This window comes from Planomonospora sp. ID67723, from assembly GCF_015711605.1.
In the GTDB taxonomy this organism is placed as follows: Bacteria; Actinomycetota; Actinomycetes; order Streptosporangiales; family Streptosporangiaceae; genus Planomonospora_A.
On record NZ_JABTEZ010000001.1, the window covers coordinates 1118613 to 1134472 of the forward strand.

Sequence of the window (15860 nt, forward strand, 5' to 3'; positions counted from 1 at the left end):
CGGTCGCCCCGTGGTGACCGGGGCTCCCGTACGGCGGCTCAGCCCACCGGTTCGAACTCGGCGAGCATCTTCTCCAGGGCCTGCTGGTCGGGACCGACGAACGCGTCGGCGGCGGGCGCCGCGGCGAGCGTGTCGAGGAACTGCGATGTACGGCCTGCCGCGGGCGGGAGGTGGGTGCTGAGGATGACGTCGGGGTCGGCGGCGTGCAGGGGGCGCAGGGTGGCGAGGTAGGTCTGCCGGTCGACCATGTGCACCCAGGGGCTGTCGACCGCGGCCCAGAGCAGCTGGGCGGAGCGCAGCTCGTCGGCCGGGACGTTCCCGGCCTCGTCGCTCTCGGCCAGCTCCGCCGAGGGCAGGGGCGCGCCGAAGCAGTCCGAGCTGAAGCAGGCCCGTGACGCGTGGTCGAAGAAGCCCATTGTGGCAGGGCTGTCGTACAGCGGCGGGCGGAAAGCGGTCAGCATGCGGTCGCCCACGTCGAAGGACTGTCCCGGGTTGAGCAGGTGAACCCGGTCCAGCGGGAGCGGTCGCTCGGTCGTCATGATTCCCACGCTGAGGAAGGTGGTCACCACCTTCGCTCTCGGAGCGGCCCGGAGCAGGTCGAACAGCCCTCCGGTATGGTCCCGGTCGGGGTGGGTCAGCCAGATCCAGCGCACATCACCCGGATCGACGACCGAGCCGAGCGCGTCGAGGAAGCCCCGGTCGGGCAGGCTGAGGCCGGTGTCGACGACGACGGGCTCGGCGGCGTGCAGGACGAAGCAGTTCACGGCCAGGAAGCCGATTCCGGGCACGGGGAGCGGATCGCTCAGGACGCTGATGTCGGATGTGAGGCGGTGGATTCGCATGGACTCGCCCTCCTCGGACGGTCAGGCTGATCAGAAGGGCACCGGCTGGCCGAGCAGCCCGGCGCCGGTGCCGCGGCCGGACAGGATCCGGCAGAACTCGACGGCGTCGAGGGTGATCTCCTCGCCGCCGCCACCGCCGCGGAAGTGGCCTCCCGCCGGGCCGTACAGGGTGAGGACGTACGGCCGGCCGTGGCGGCGCGCCCACTCGGCGACCACGTCGGCCACGAGGAGGCCGTCGTGGTCGGGGGTGAGCACCATCTCGCGCCCGGTGGCGCGGGAGATGTCGGCGCGGTGCATCCAGGTGTCGCGGGTCAGGATCACGTCGAACAGGTAGCCCAGTCGCCAGTTCTCCGTGACCCCCTCGATCTCCTGCGGCATCGTGACCTGCCGCAGCGGCGCGGGCATCCTGCGGCGGATCCGGGAGGTGCGCGGCGCCGCGGCGGCCAGCCGGTCGAGGAGCTGCCGGTGGGTCAGGTGGGCGCGATCGGCGACCTGCACCTCGGTCATGCAGTCGATGGCGGGCCGCTCTCCGGCCGCCGTGCCCCCGGCCCGGACGACGTGCACGAACTCCCGCACCGAGCAGGTGAACTCCATCATCCCGAGCACGTGGCCGACCATCGCGCGGACGTCCCACGCGGGGCAGTCGGTCGGCTTGGACCAGTCATCGGGCCCCAGCGAGCGGACGAGGTCGACGAAGCGCTCGTTCTCGGTGGCGGTCAGGGCCGCCGCCTGCCGATGTTCGATCATCGGCGCCTGGGTCATCGTCATGATGCGTCACCTGCCTCGGGTTCTCCGGGATGTCGGCGAAGCGCGTCTCCGCGACCTGGCCGGCCGGACCGCGGCGGCCTTCCGGCCGGTCGGGCCGGCGGTGGCCGCGGTCGGCGGGTCCGGTGATCCCGGCGTTCGCCGTGGTGTCTCCGGCCCTTCCGGGACGGCGGAGGCGGTGGACGGCCCCGGCCCCGGAACGGCCCGCCGGAGCGGCGGCGTGCCGGGTTCTCGATGCGGAAGCTACGAAGGAGCGGAAGTGCGAGAGGCGCTTCTCGGGTCGGCCAGGAGGTCCCCGGACGGCTCACTCCTCATCTGCCCCCTGGGGAACGCGCGACACCCCTCACGCGGACATCGAGCCGAGGGCGGCGTCGCCCGCCGCCGCCGGCTCCCGACAGATATCCCCGCCGGCACGGCAGGAGGCGGGCCCGCACCGGCCGGAGAAGGGCGCACACCGCAGCACTGGGAAGGGGTGCACGGCGACGCCTCCGAAGAAGCCCGGGAAAATCTTGGAAGTCGCTGTAACAAACCCCCGGGATCGCCCCTCTTATCTGACGAACCCACCGAACAGAATGGAAAAGCAGATGAGCGACTTCGACGTCACCGCCACCGACTACTACGACACCGACGGCGACGGCGGCACCGACGCCCAGCTCATCGACACCGACGGCGACAACGTGGCCGACGAGGAGCGCTACGACACCGACGGCGACGGCGTCACCGACGTGGTCTACCTCGACCACGACGGCGACGGCTACGCCGACGAGGTCCGCGTCGACCTCAACGGCGACGGCGTCTCCGACTACACCGAGTACACCGGTCCCTTCCCCACCGCCTGACCCCGCCTGCCGCGTCCGCCACCGGGCCGGAGCCCCGCGGGACGACATCCGGCCGGTCGGCTCAGACGGCTTTGAGGAAGCCCGAGTCGACGGCGAACTCCGCGCCGGTGGTGCTGGCCGAGCGCGGCGAGACGAGCAGGGCGACCACGTCGGCGATCTCCTGCGGATCCGCCAGGCGGCCGGTGGTCAGCTTCATCATCTCCGGCGCCACGCTGTCCATCACGGCGTCGCGGTCGGCGCCCGTCGCGGCGGCCAGGATGTCGGCCGCGCCGCCCCCCTCGGTCCACCACGCCGTGCGCGCGGGGCCGGGGGAGACCGTGTTCACCCGGATGCCCTGGGGGCCGAACTCCTCCGACAGCGCCTTGGTGAGGTTGTTCAGGCCGGCCTTGGCCGCGTTGTAGTCGACGTTCATGGGAGCGGGCTGGCGGGCGAGGACGGAGGAGACGTTGACGATCGCGCCGCCGCCGCGCCGGAGCATGAGCGGGACGGCGGCCCGGACCGCGCGGACGACGGAGAAGAGGTTGAACTCGAACATCTCCCGCCAGTCGGCGTCGTCAGGGGTCAGGAAGCCGAAGCGCGGCAGGCTCACCCCGGGCGGCGGGCCGCCGGCGTTGTTGACCAGGATGTCCAGTCCCCCGAACTCCTCCTCCGCGCGGGCCACGACCCGGCCGGGCGCCTCGGGGTCCATCAGGTCGACCGGCACGTGCACCAGGTCCGCGCCGGTCAGCGCGTCCAGTTCGGCGCCGGTCTTGCGGGAGGCGGCCACCACACGGGCGCCCTCCGCCAGCAGTGTGCGCACCACGGCCAGCCCGATGCCCTTGGAGGCGCCGGTGACGACGGCCACCTTGCCGGAAAGCTGCAGATCCATAAGCGGTGTTCCCTTCGCGATCGTTGTGATCACGAAGGTAGTTGGGGCGCCTCCCGAGGACTTGCGGGAATCAGACGTCCCATTGTGGAAGCTTCCGGACATCGATGTGACGTGCCCGCCCGGGGTCGGGACTCCCCGCGGGCCCCGGGCGGCGGCATGCCGTACGGGCGTCAGATCATCACGTGGGCCTCGGGGTGGCCGACGAAGGAGAACTGCGCGCCGCGGGTGAGCTTGTGGTCGTCGGGCTGCCAGGTGTGCATCGCCGGGTCGCCGCTGCGCCAGTAGACGAAGTTGAACCGGTCGGCAGAGTAGATCTTGACGCGGTCCTCCTTCAGCCGGCGGACCAGGCGGGTGTCCTCGCCGCGGGTGACGTCCTCGAAGCCGTAGTGGCGGAACATGTCGGCCTTGCCGAGGAACGTGCCGCCCTGGACCAGCCAGGCGTAACGGTGCTCCAGGCCGGGCATGCGGAGCATCGTGGTGTTGCGGCTCTCGAAGTAGGCGTAGTGGGCGCCCTTGCCGACCAGCTCGGCGTCGGAGTAGTCGAACGCGCGGACCAGGTCCGACAGGTAGTGCGCGCCGTAGAGGTTGTCGTCGTCCATCTTGGCGATCAGCTCGCCCTCGGCGGCGGCGATGCCCATGTTCATGCAGGCGCCCAGGGACATCGACGGGTCGGCCGGGAGCACCACCACGTCGGAGATCCCGGCCATCCGGGCCTTGTCTGCGACGACCACCGGGTCGATGTCCATGCCGTGCAGGACCATCACCAGTTGCAGGGGCCGGTGGATCTGCCGGGCCACCGAGGAGATGGCGTGCTCGATCTGGGAGGGCCGGTTGGTGGGCAGCACCACGGAGACCGAGCGGGTCCTCGGCGTGACGGGCTTGCCGAGGAGCTGGAGGATCTGGTCCACGCGGTGCGAGAACAGGTGCTTGTCGAAGACCTCGCGCATGGCCAGGTGACCCTGGCGGGCGCGGAGCTCGGGGCTGTTGATCAGGTGCAGGACCTGGTTGTAGGACTCCAGCCCGTCGCGGGCGATCGGGATCAGCTCCCCGAAGGTCTCCTCGATGGCCCGGGACCAGCCGGAGACGACCGAGGTCGCGCAGGCCGACAGCTCGAAGACGCGGCGGGCGCACATGGTCGGCGAGTCGAGCACCGAGTTCACGTTGAGGAAGACCTTGTACATCTTGTACGCGGCCAGCATCCGGTCGTACGGCAGCTCGCCCACGATGTGGGGGACGTACTTCTCCGGCCAGGCGTACTTCTCGTCGACCGTGCCGTTGCGGGCGAAGATGTGCAGGCCCAGCTCGCGGATCGGGTCGAGGACGGTCTCCATCTGCTCGCGGCGCTCGGGGTGCTTGTCCCGGAAGTACATGCCCGCGAAGACGACGTCGTGCAGGCGGCCCTGCTTGTCCTGGATCGGGTTGTGCACCCGGGGCTGGGCCGCGAACTGCAGGACGTCGATCCGATCGTGTCCCAGAATCTCGCGATATTTCGGCACCATGTCGCCGTCACACGTGAACACGTAGTCGAACAGCTTGGCCGTGTCGATGAAGAAGTCGAAGTTCGGCGGGTCCTCCTTGTTCCAGAAGACCGTCGGGATCCCCTCCGCACGGCACCAGTCGATCAGTGCGCGCAGCTCCGGCTTGGGCGCGTTGGTCCCGGTCATCTGGTAGCGCCAGCGGCCCTGGTTGCCGTGCCAGGCCGACTCCACGAACAGCAGCTCGGGCCGGCGCTCGGCGAAGATCTCCGGCCAGTCGCGCAGCCCGAACTCGATCTGGTCCCACTCGTACTTGAACGCCATCCGGGAGAAGTCGTCCAGGATGACCGCGACCTTCATGTCCGGCCGCACGATCGGCCCGTCCGGCCATTTCACCTGGGGCACGTCCACGGCCGGTCCCCGGCTGTCGAGCTCGGCGACGACCTCCGCCACCGGCCGCGGCGCCGCGGGTCCCTTGCGGGGCCGCATCGCGGCCTTCAGCTTCCCCGGCAGCCGGACCAGCCCCGGGGTCCCCTTCGACCCGGTCAGCGCCTCGGCCACCCGGTACGGCCGCTGGACCTTGGTCGACTCCAGCTTCCACTGGGCGTAGTCCGCGCGGGCCTCGGCGATCGCCAGGCGCCGCTCCAGGTCCCGGACGCGCTCCTCGAAGCGCTCGATGACCTTGCGGTCCTCGGGCAGCCAGTTGACGGGTCCCAGGCGCTGGAACGCCGGCTCTTCGGGGGTCTCTTCGCTCGCGGGGGAAGTCATGGGGATCGCCTTCGTCCGGGGTCGTGCCAGCGTACGGCGTGCGCCGTACAGAAAGAGCCGTTTTACAGGGATTTGGGCGGTACGGCCTGAGACGCCGGGGAGAGGTTCTCCCCCTCCAGCCAGGAGGTGATCACCCGGGCGATCCGGGGGCCGGCCTTGCCGTCCCAGAGCGGGGGCAGCTCCCCCGAGGGCGTCGCCGCGCCGTCGGCCAGGGCCTTGTCGGCGGCGGCCGGGAGCAAGGCCGGGGTGACCAGGCGGTTGGTCCCGTGGGTGACGGTGACCGGCCGCTCGGTGTTGGGCCGGACGGTCAGGCAGGGCACGCCGAGCATGGTCGTCTCCTCCTGCACCCCGCCGGAGTCGGTGACGACCAGGGACGCGCCCCGGACCAGGGAGAGGAAGTCCACGTAGCCCAGCGGGTCGACGATCAGCAGGTTGCCGCCGGTCACCAGCCCGGCCGCGGCCAGGCGCTCCCGCCCGCGCGGGTGGATCGGGACCACGATCGGCAGGCGCTCGCTCACCTGCAGGACCGCGTCGACCAGTTCCTCGGCGGCGGCCGGGTCATCGACGTTGGCCGGGCGGTGCAGGGTGGCCACGCCGTACCGCTCGGGCAGGCCCAGCCGCTCGCGCACCGGGGCCGGGTCGAGGCGGTCGAGCGCGGAGAACAGGCTGTCGATCATCGGGTTGCCGACGAGGTGGACGCGCGCCGGGTCCACGCCCTCGTTCGACAGGTGGGACAGGGCGTCCGGCGAGGTGGCGAAGAGGATGTCGGACAGGGCGTCGGTGACGACCCGGTTGACCTCCTCGGGCATGCCGCGGTCGAAGGAGCGCAGGCCCGCCTCGACGTGCGCGGTCGGCACGCCGAGCTTGGCGCAGACCAGGATCGCGGCGAGCGTCGAGTTCACGTCGCCGTAGACGACGACCAGCGCGGGGCCGTGCTCCAGCACGACCTCCTCCAGGCCGGTGAGCAGGGCCGCCGTCTGGCGGGCGTGCGAGCCGGAGCCGACGCCCAGGTTGGCGATCGGGTCGGGGAGCCCGAGGTCGGCGAAGAAGACGTCCGACATCAGCGCGTCGTAGTGCTGACCGGTGTGGACGATGCCCTGCCGCACCCCCAGTTCGGCGAGGCCGCGCACGACGGGGGCGGCCTTCACGAAGTTGGGACGGGCGCCCAACACGTGCAGGACGAGGGGATTTTCGGGGGCCTTCTCGGGGGCCGGGGCCGCCTGCGACGGGGCTGAGTCCCGCATTGACCTCGCCTTTCGTGGAGGAGTGGGGCAAACGTTGCCTATGGTACGGTCACGACCGTGGTACCTGACGCCAGTCGGCCGGACTCCTCAGCACCCTCGACGGTTTCCGCGAAGTCGGCGCGTGCCGGTTTGCGCGGACTCCTCAAGGGGTTCGCCCAGCATCCGATCATCGTTTCCCGGGTCGTCGCGACCAAGGTCAAGAGCGACCCCGTGCGTGTCGCCCAGGCCGCCGCGGAGGCACTTCCGCCGCGCCTGCGCCCCGTCGTGGGCAGCGTCGCCTGGCCCGTCGCGCGCCGCCTCAGGCGCACCGTGCGCAAGCTGGGCATGCGCATGGTCCAGGGGCCGTGGAACGAGGCCAAGGAGCACTTCGACGCCGGCCGGATGACCGAGGCCGCCGAGGTGCTCAGGGCGCACTCCAGGTACCCCTTCATCAAGCGCAGGGCCGCCTACTACGCCGGAGAGCTGGCCTCCATCCAGCCCAACCCCATCCCGCCCAAGTCCAAGGTGATCGTGGGCGAGCGGGTCGAGGGCCGCGTGCTGCACTGCGTCACCAACGCGCTGCCGTACACCCAGGCCGGCTACACCGTCCGCACGCACCGGATCGTCACCGCGCAGAAGGCCGCGGGCCTGGACCCGCACGTCGTCACCAGCTGGGGCTGGCCGATGATGCAGGGCCACGCCGACGCCACGCCGTACGAGGAGCTCGACGGGATCCCCTACCACCGGCTGCTGCCCAGCGGCGAGGTGCCGTTCGAGAGCCAGGGGCGGATGATCCGCGGCGCCGGCGAGGTGACCGAGCTGGTCAGGACGCTCCGGCCGCAGGTGATCCACGCCGCGACCGACCACCGCAACGGCTCGGTGGCGCTGGCGGTGCGGGAGCGGACCGGCACGCCCATGGTCTACGAGGTCCGGGGTTTCCTGGAGGAGACCTGGGCCTCCCGCGACCCCAAGCGGGTCGGCAGCCAGCGGCACGTGCTCCAGCGCGACCGCGAGGCGTTCATCATGCGCTCGGCCGACGCCGTGGTCACCCTCGCGGAGACCATGGCCGCCGAGATCGTCGAGCGGGGGGTGCCCCGGGAGAAGATCTATCTGGCGCCCAACGCGGTGGACGACTCCCTGCTGACCGCTTCCTACGACGGTTCGGCGTTCCGCGCGGCGTACGGCATCGGCGACGACGAGATCGTCATGGGTTCGGTGTCGAGCATCGTGGCCTACGAGGGCTTCGCGACGATGATCAGCGCCGCGGCGCTCCTGCGCGACCGGGGCACCCCGGTCAAGGTGCTGCTCGTCGGCGACGGCGCGGAGAGGCCCGCCCTGCTGGAGCAGGTCGAGAGCCTCGGTCTGTCGGACATCGCGATCCTGCCCGGGAGGGTCGGTCCCGAAGAGGCCCTGCAGGCCCAGGCGGCGATCGACATCTTCGTCTGCCCCCGCGAGGACCTGCGGGTTTGCCGACTTGTTACGCCATTGAAACCTGTCGAGGCGATGGCGCTCGGAAAGGCCGTCGTACTCAGCGATCTGCCTGCTCTGTCGGAGCTCGTGGGCACGGACGGCGCGGGGCTGCTGGTCGCCCCCGGGGACCCCGAGGCGCTCGCCAAGGCGGTCGCGGGACTGCGCGACGACCCGGAACGGCGGGCGCTGATGGGTGAGGCCGGCAGGGCCGAGGTCGCCGCGAAACGTACGTGGAGCCGGGTCGCGGAGACGTATCGTGACCTCTACCGCTCGATTGCCGGCTGACTGTCAGGTGACAATCACGGACATCCTTCACGTTTGCCATGCGTTTGGTTGCATCAGGCGTGGCTTGTGCCGAGTTGAGATAACCTTTGCGACCATGAAGTGTTGTTTCCGGCTCCCCAGGGTCTCCCAGTGACCGGCTACGACCTGGCCGTGATCGGTCTGGGCTACGTCGGCATGCCGCTGGCCAAGGAGGCCACGGCCGCAGGGCTGCGCGTCGTCGGTTTCGAGGTCGACTCCCGCAAGGTGGACGCCCTCAACGCCGGGCGCTCCTACATCGACGACCTGACCGACGCCGACCTCGAGCACATGCTGGTCAGCGGCTTCAGCGCGACGCTGGACGAGAAGGTGCTGGCGGAGAGCCGCACCATCGTCATCTGCGTCCCCACCCCGCTGGATGAGGACCACCGGCCCGACCTGTCCGCGGTGGAGGGCGCGACCTCCACGGTCGCGCGCAACCTCTCGGCCGGCTCGCTGGTGGTCCTGGAGTCCACCACGTGGCCCGGCACCACCGACGAGGTCGCCCGTCCCCTGCTGGAGTCCTCCGGGCTCGTCGCGGGCAAGGACTTCCACCTCGCCTTCTCCCCCGAGCGCATCGACCCGGGCAACCCCAAGTTCGGCCTGCGCAACACGCCCAAGGTCGTCGGCGGTTACACCGACGCCTGCCGCGACGTCGCCGCCGCTTTCTACGCGCAGTTCATCGAGCAGGTCGTCTCGGTCAGCGGCACCCGCGAGGCCGAGATGGCCAAGCTCCTGGAGAACACCTATCGGCACGTCAACATCGCCCTCGTCAACGAGATGGCGATCTTCTGCGACGAGCTCGGCATCAACCTCTGGGAGTCGATCGAGGCCGCGGCCACCAAGCCGTTCGGTTTCCAGAAGTTCCTGCCCGGCCCGGGCGTCGGCGGCCACTGCATCCCGGTCGACCCGTCCTACCTGTCCTACACCGTGCGCAAGCTGGGCTACCCGTTCCGGTTCGTGGAGCTGGCCCAGGAGATCAACGAGCGGATGCCGTCCTACGTGGTGGCCCGTGCGCAGCGGCTGCTCAACCGGCACAAGAAGGCCGTCAACGGCTCCAAGGTGCTGCTGCTGGGCGTCACCTACAAGCCCGACATCGCCGACGAGCGCGAGACCCCGGCCCTGCCGGTGGCCCGGGCGCTGCTGGAGCTCGGCGCCGACCTGGTCTTCGCCGATCCCTACGTCAAGGAATGGCAGGTGGACGGCACTTCGGTGCCACGCGAGGAGAACCTCGCCAAGGCGGTCGCCGAAGCGGACATCACGTTGCTGCTGCAGCAGCACGCAGCCTTCGACCTGACGACCGTCGAAGACCACGGCACGCTCGTGCTCGACACCCGAGGCGTGCTCGCCGAGGGTGAACGCGTCGAGCGGCTCTAGCGACGGAGGGCTGCGCGCAGTGCACGTGCTCGTCATGACGGTGGTGCATCACCCCGAGGACGCCCGGATCCTGCACCGGCAGATCCGCGCGCTCGTGGATGCCGGTCATGAGGTCACGTATGCCGCGCCGTACACCGCGCGGGGTGTCATGGCACGGTCCTGGGTCAACGGCGTCGACCTGCCCCGCGCGGCGGAGCGCAGGCGGCTCTCGGCCGTGCGCGCCGCCCGCAAGGTGTTCAAGAGCATGCGCGACCAGGTCGACCTGGTGGTCATCCACGACCCCGAGCTGCTGCTCGCGGTGGCGGGCGTGCGCAGGCGTCCCCCGGTGGTCTGGGACGTGCACGAGGACACCCCGGCGACGCTCTCGCTCAAGCCCTGGCTGCCCGCCTTCCTCCGCCCGCCGGTGCGTTTCCTCGCCCGCCTGCTGGAGGGCACGGCCGAGCGCCACCTGCACCTGCTCCTGGCCGAGACCGCCTACGCCGGGCGGTTCCGCCAGGCCCACCTGGTGGTGCCGAACGAGACGTGGGTGCCCGACGGGGTCACCGAGCCGGGCGACGACCGGATCGTCTATCTCGGCTGGCTCTCGGAGGCCCGCGGGGTGCACGAGGCCATCGAGGTGGCCCGCCTGCTCCAGCCGTACCGGGTGGCGGTCGAGCTGATCGGCTACGCCGACCCGCAGTCGCGGCCGTTGCTCAACGAGGCGGTGACCGAGGGCCTGCTGGAGTGGCGTGACTTCATGCCGAACGACGAGGCGCTCAAGCGGCTCGACGGCGCGCTGGCCGGTCTCTCGCTCCTGCACGACGAGCCCAACTACCGCCACTCCATGCCCACGAAGATCGTGGAGTACATGGCCCACGGCATCCCGGTCATCACGACTCCGTCGCCGCGCGCCGTGGAGCTGGTCGAGCGTTACAACAGCGGCGTGGTCGTCCCCTGGCGGGACCCCAAGGCCGTGGCGCAGGCCGTGCTCACCCTCCGTGACGATGTCCGGGAGCGGCATGCCCAGGGCGCCCGCGGGTATGCGGCGGCCCGTGCGAACCACCACTGGCCGAACTCGGCCCGCCGTTTCGTCGCCCAGCTGGAGACGTGGGCAGGTGTCAAGGACTGAGGCCGCGCACGTCCCGTACGGCGCGTTTCCTTACGCCTGCCTGATCACCGGAACGGTAGTGTCCTGAACGTGCGCTGGCTCACCGCTCTCCTCGGCGTGGCGATCCTCGCCGTGGCGGCGGCCGTCGCGCTGGTCCTGCCCTCCGACGGCTCGGCTCCGCCCCGGGAGACCCCGCCGGTCGCGGCCGCCGCCCCCGCCGCCACTTCCGGGACCGGCAAGTTCACCGATCCGTGTGGAACGTTCGACACGGGGGTGACCGCGCCGTACGCGGTGACCGGTTACTGGCTCATCCCGACCGCCGACCACTGCACCTGGCGTCGGCAGTTCCGCGCCATCCACGAGGTCGGCGGCGACACCGTGATCCGGATCGGCTGGGGTCTGCAGGCCCGGAGGGTCGACGGCGACGGCCGGATCCTCGACTCCGAAGGCGAGATCGATCCCAAGTACGCGCCGTGCGAGGACGACGGGCTGTCCTGCGTGGCCGCGGCCGAGCGCGACCTGAAGGCGCTGAACCCGGGCAACCGGATCAGGTGGACGTTCGTCTACCGGACCGACGAGGCGTTCGGACCGGACATCTTCCGCTGCCCCTCGGTGGAGAAGAAGATCCAGGCGGGCCGTACGGTCTTCTACCGGATCATCGCTCCGGCCGACGGCAGCGACGACGCCACCTGCGGGAACCTCAGCACCCGGGGGCGCGACTACCACATGGTCCTGGTCGCCGCGGCGGAGACGGACAGCCTCACCGAGCTGCTGGACCTCGGCGACCGGTTCAAGATGAAGGTCTTCCCCGCCCTCCCGCTGGCCCCGCGCGACCCGGCCCAGCGCACCCGGGCCTCCGAACGGGGCGTCGAAACGCTCACCACGCTCACCCGGCGCATCCTGCAGGACTACGGCGCCCGCTTCCGGGGCCGGGCCTCGCTCGGCGGCTTCTACCAGCCGTTCGAGCTCCAGATGCGCGACATGGTCTACACCGGCTCGGACGACCCGGAGGTCGCCGAGAAGGACAACCCGACGCTCAGGGTCTACGCCTCGCAGCACGAGATCGTCGAGCAGGTGATGCCGGACAAGCCCGTCCTGGTCAGCCCCTACCTGGAGGCGCGCAAGAAGAAGGCGTTCAGTGCCACGCCCAAGCAGGTGGCCGCGGGCTTCGAGGCCCTGGCCAGGACCGGGGTCGGGATCATCGCGCCGCAGGACAGCCGGGGCACCGGCAAGGTCGGGCTGTTCTGGCCGGACGAGCGCGACGAGCCGGTGGAGGACCTGCTCCGCCCGGTCGTGGGGGAGGGCGTGACCAACGGCGACGCCTACCACGGCTCGACCCGCGACTACTACCGGGAGATGGCCGCGGCCCGGGCCCGGATGCTGGAGCAGGGCCACGACGTGCAGCTCTGGGCCAACGTGGAGGCGTTCGAGCCCTCCGGCGCGCAGCCCTGCGGCCCCCGCACGGGGACGCGCGGCAGGACCTCCAAGGACAGGCTCGACCAGGCCGTCACCCAGGTCGGCCGGTACGTCTCCAAGGTCGTCTCCTACATGTGGAGCGACTTCTTCACCTGCGGCACCCCCTCCCTGGCCGACGAGGTCGCCCGGGACCACGACCGGCCCATCCCGGTGGATGCCGTACGGCTCCCGCGTGACATCCGGGACGGCATCGAGATCCGCGGCTACAACCTGTCCGGGGGCGACAAAGTGGCCATCACCTGGGAGGGGCGGGACGAGCCCAAGACCGTCGGCATCGCCGGAGTGGACCTCGCGCCGCCGCCTCCCGACACGCCCACCGGGATGGGGACGGCCTGGGTTCCGTTCGACTGGAGCCAGGTGCCCCCGGAGACCTGGGTGCGCGTCGAGGTCGTCGCGGCCGACGGGCGGAGCGCGGCCGAGCCGTTGCACGTCCGCATCTCCGCCTGACCGGTGTAACGTGCCTGCCGTGACTCCTCCGGTTCCGCGGATCCCCGTCAGCGTGGACCTGGTCGTCCTCACGGTGCGGGGCCAGGAGCTGAGCGCGCTCGTCTGGCTGCGGGACAGGCCGCCCTACGAAGGACACTGGGCCCTGTCCGGCGGCTTCATCCAACTCGACGAGGACCTGCCCGCCGCCGCGGCCCGGGTCCTGGCCGAGCGTGCCGGTCTGCCCGGCGCCCCGGTCCATCTGGAGCAGCTCCAGACCTACGGCTACCCCGACCGCGACCCCCGCCAGCGGGTCCTGAGCGTCGCCTATCTGGGCCTCGCCCCCGACCTGCCCGCCTCCACCGAGGCCCACATGAGCTGGCAGCCGGTCGCGGCCCTCACGTCCATGGCCTTCGACCACCGCAGGATCATGGTCGACGGCATCGAGCGGGCCCGCGCCAAGCTGGAGTACAGCACGCTGGGCTCGGCCTTCTGCCCGTCCGAGTTCACCGTCGCCGACCTGCGCCGGGTCTACGAGATCGTCTGGGGCCGTCCCCTGGACCCGCGAAACTTCCACCGCAAGGTCACCAAGGCCGACGGCTTCCTGATCCCGACCGGCCGCACCACCACCCGCGACGGCGGCCGTCCCGCCAAGCTCTACCGCCGGGGCCGCGCCGAGCTGCTGCACCCCCCGATGCTCCGCTCGCTCAAGGACTAGCCGCACTGACCGCCCGCCCTCCCGGTCGGGCAGGCTCTCGCCTCCGGTGTCCCAGGATGATGCCCCATCCGCCCGCTCCTCATAAGGTAAGGCCATGCCTCGTTTCCGTGCGATCCTGGACACAATGCCTGCTTACAAGGCGGGCAAGGCCGTGGTGTCCGCCGACGGCCGGTCCTTCAAGCTGTCATCCAACGAGTCTCCGTACGACCCGCTGCCCTCGGTCGTCGAGGCGGTGGCGAAGGCCGCGACGGAGATCCACCGCTATCCCGATCCGGCGGCGACCGGGCTCGCCAACGCGCTCGCCGAGCGGTACGGCGTGCCGCCCGAGCACGTCGCGCTCGGCGCGGGCTCGGTCACCGTGGCCCAGCAGCTCTTCGAGACCGTCAGCGAGCCGGGCGCCGAGGTGGTCTACGCCTGGCGGTCGTTCGAGGCCTACCCGCTCCTGGCCGACCTGGCCGGGGCGACCTCGGTCCGGGTCCCCCTGGTGGAGGAGACCCACCACCTGGAGGCGATGGCCGAGGCGATCACCCCGAACACCCGTATGATCTTCGTCTGCAACCCGAACAACCCCACCGGCACGGTCGTGCACGCGGCCGAGCTGGAGGCCTTCCTGAACCGGGTCCCGGAGGACGTGCTCGTCGTGCTCGACGAGGCCTACCGGGAGTACGTCAGGGACGCCGACGTCACCGACGGCCTGACGGTCTACCGCGACCGGCCGAACGTGGCGGTCCTGCGCACGTTCTCCAAGGCGTACGGCCTGGCCGGGCTCCGGGTCGGCTACCTGATCGCGAACGAGCCGGTGGCCGCCGCGGTGCGGAAGACGATGGTGCCCTTCGCGGTCAACCACCTCGCCCAGGCCGCCGCGGTCGCCTCCCTGGAGGCGGAGGACGAGCTGCTGGAGCGGGTCGAGGCCGTGGTCAAGGAGCGCACCCGGGTCCGCGAGGCGCTGATCGCCCAGGGCTGGACGGTGCCCGCCACCGAGGCCAACTTCGTCTGGCTCCGGCTGGGCGAGCGCACGCTCGACTTCGCCGGGGCGTGCGCGGCCGAGGGCGTCGCGGTGCGGCCCTTCGCCGACGAGGGCGCCCGGATCTCCATCGGGAGCCCGGAGGCCAACGACGCCTTCCTGGCCGCCGCAGCGGCCTTCAAGAAGGCCTGACGCCCTCGGGGCGCCCGATCCGGCGGGCCGGGGCGGCGGAGAGCCGCCCCGGCTCTCAGGCCGATCCCGCGACCTCCGCGACCGCGGGCTCCTTCTCCTCCGGCACGACCTGCCTGCGGCGCTCGGTGGAGACCACCAGCGCGACGCCGACGACGATCACCAGGCCGGCCGCGACCATCGACCCGGTCACCGGCTCGCCGAGGATCAGCGCGCCCAGGGCGACCGCCACGACCGGGTTGACGTAGGCGTAGGTGGAGATCAGGGAGATCGGCGCCGTGCCGAGCAGCCACACGTAGGAGGTGAAGGCGACCAGCGAGCCCATCACGATCAGGTAGGCCAGGGCCGCCCAGGAGCGTCCGGAGACGGCGTCGAGGTCCAGGCGCTCGCCCAGGACCGTGGCGGTCAACGCCAGCCCGACGCCGCCGGCCAGCATCTCGACCGCGCTCGCGGTGAAGGGGTTGGCGGGCATCGGGATCCGGGCGGACAGGAACGACCCGACCGACCACGACAGCGACGCCAGCAGGATGGTCACGATGCCGGCGGCGTCCCCCGCGCCGCTCCCGCCGGTCAGCGAGAGCACCGCGACTCCGGCGAAGCCGATGAGCACCCCGGTCAGGGTGAGCACCCTGGGCCGGTCGCGGGCGAGGATCCGCAGGACCACCAGCCACAGCGGGACCGAGGCCACCAGCAGCGCCGCCAGCCCGCTGGAGATGTGCTGCTCGGCCACCGCGACCATGCCGTTGCCCGCGGTCAGCAGGAGCAGGCCGACCAGCGCCGCCCCGCCGAACTCCTTCGCGGTCATCCGCAGGGCGTCCCGTCCCCGGAGCAGGAAGATCGCGGCGGTGAGGACCAGCGCCGCCACGGTGAACCGCATGGCACCGCTGGACAGCGGGGGGATCGTCTCGATCGTGATCATGATGCCGAGGTACGTGGAACCCCACACCACGTAAACAATCGACAGAGCTCCCCAGACAAGGAGTGATGTGCGCCTGTCAGCAGTGTCCGGACTCATAGCCCATGACAATACAGGCCAGGTCGGACATTCCGCTCGGGGGTATCGATCCGTGGGACGG

13 protein-coding genes are annotated in these 15860 nt (G+C 71.2%); 7 read left to right on the forward strand and 6 right to left on the reverse strand.

The genetic code is table 11. From position 1 onward, the window contains the following. Positions 1-38: 38 nt before the first annotated feature. The gene (locus HS041_RS05350) at positions 39-842 is read right to left on the reverse strand and encodes an MBL fold metallo-hydrolase (protein ID WP_196439374.1); all 804 of its coding nucleotides are present in this window, start codon (positions 840-842) and stop codon (positions 39-41) included. Positions 843-872: 30 nt separating this feature from the next. Continuing rightward, positions 873-1610, reverse strand: a complete 738-nt coding sequence (locus HS041_RS05355; protein WP_196439375.1) for a maleylpyruvate isomerase family mycothiol-dependent enzyme — start codon at positions 1608-1610, stop codon at positions 873-875. A 581-nt stretch (positions 1611-2191) separates the two neighbouring features. Between HS041_RS05355 and HS041_RS05360 the strand changes: the two genes are divergently transcribed. Next, positions 2192-2446, forward strand: coding sequence for a hypothetical protein (locus HS041_RS05360; RefSeq protein WP_196439174.1), 255 nt, complete (start codon positions 2192-2194; stop codon positions 2444-2446). Between the two features lie 61 nt (positions 2447-2507). Here the strand turns inward: HS041_RS05360 and HS041_RS05365 are convergent, their stop codons facing one another. The 3 genes from HS041_RS05365 to wecB all read right to left on the reverse strand — a co-directional run bounded on the left by HS041_RS05365 (position 2508) and on the right by wecB (position 6801). Beyond that, the gene (locus HS041_RS05365; RefSeq protein ID WP_196439376.1) at positions 2508-3314 is read right to left on the reverse strand and encodes an SDR family NAD(P)-dependent oxidoreductase; all 807 of its coding nucleotides are present in this window, start codon (positions 3312-3314) and stop codon (positions 2508-2510) included. A 170-nt stretch (positions 3315-3484) separates the two neighbouring features. Next, positions 3485-5557 (reverse strand): glycosyltransferase family protein, encoded by a 2073-nt coding sequence (locus tag HS041_RS05370; RefSeq protein WP_196439377.1) that lies wholly within the window; start codon positions 5555-5557, stop codon positions 3485-3487. A 62-nt stretch (positions 5558-5619) separates the two neighbouring features. Further along, positions 5620-6801, reverse strand: coding sequence for a non-hydrolyzing UDP-N-acetylglucosamine 2-epimerase (gene wecB / locus HS041_RS05375; RefSeq protein ID WP_230878432.1), 1182 nt, complete (start codon positions 6799-6801; stop codon positions 5620-5622). A 129-nt stretch (positions 6802-6930) separates the two neighbouring features. On the opposite strand from wecB, the gene HS041_RS05380 reads away from it, so the two are divergent. The 6 genes from HS041_RS05380 to hisC all read left to right on the forward strand — a co-directional run bounded on the left by HS041_RS05380 (position 6931) and on the right by hisC (position 14787). Then, the gene (locus HS041_RS05380; RefSeq protein WP_230878433.1) at positions 6931-8535 is read left to right on the forward strand and encodes a glycosyltransferase family 4 protein; all 1605 of its coding nucleotides are present in this window, start codon (positions 6931-6933) and stop codon (positions 8533-8535) included. Between the two features lie 129 nt (positions 8536-8664). Beyond that, positions 8665-9927 carry a nucleotide sugar dehydrogenase gene (locus HS041_RS05385; protein WP_196439379.1) on the forward strand — a complete coding sequence of 421 codons (1263 nt, stop codon included), beginning with the start codon at positions 8665-8667 and terminating at the stop codon, positions 9925-9927. 19 nt (positions 9928-9946) lie between these two features. Then, positions 9947-11035 carry a glycosyltransferase gene (locus HS041_RS05390; protein WP_196439380.1) on the forward strand — a complete coding sequence of 363 codons (1089 nt, stop codon included), beginning with the start codon at positions 9947-9949 and terminating at the stop codon, positions 11033-11035. 69 nt (positions 11036-11104) lie between these two features. Then, a complete protein-coding gene (locus HS041_RS05395) occupies positions 11105-12937 on the forward strand; it encodes a DUF4434 domain-containing protein (protein ID WP_196439381.1) in 1833 nt (610 codons plus the stop codon). A gap of 19 nt (positions 12938-12956) precedes the next feature. Further along, the gene (locus HS041_RS05400) at positions 12957-13631 is read left to right on the forward strand and encodes an NUDIX hydrolase (protein WP_307845179.1); all 675 of its coding nucleotides are present in this window, start codon (positions 12957-12959) and stop codon (positions 13629-13631) included. Between the two features lie 94 nt (positions 13632-13725). After that, positions 13726-14787, forward strand: a complete 1062-nt coding sequence (gene hisC, locus HS041_RS05405; protein ID WP_196439383.1) for a histidinol-phosphate transaminase — start codon at positions 13726-13728, stop codon at positions 14785-14787. Between the two features lie 55 nt (positions 14788-14842). Here the strand turns inward: hisC and HS041_RS05410 are convergent, their stop codons facing one another. Then, a complete protein-coding gene (locus HS041_RS05410) occupies positions 14843-15730 on the reverse strand; it encodes an EamA family transporter (protein ID WP_307845180.1) in 888 nt (295 codons plus the stop codon). Positions 15731-15860: the final 130 nt, after the last annotated feature.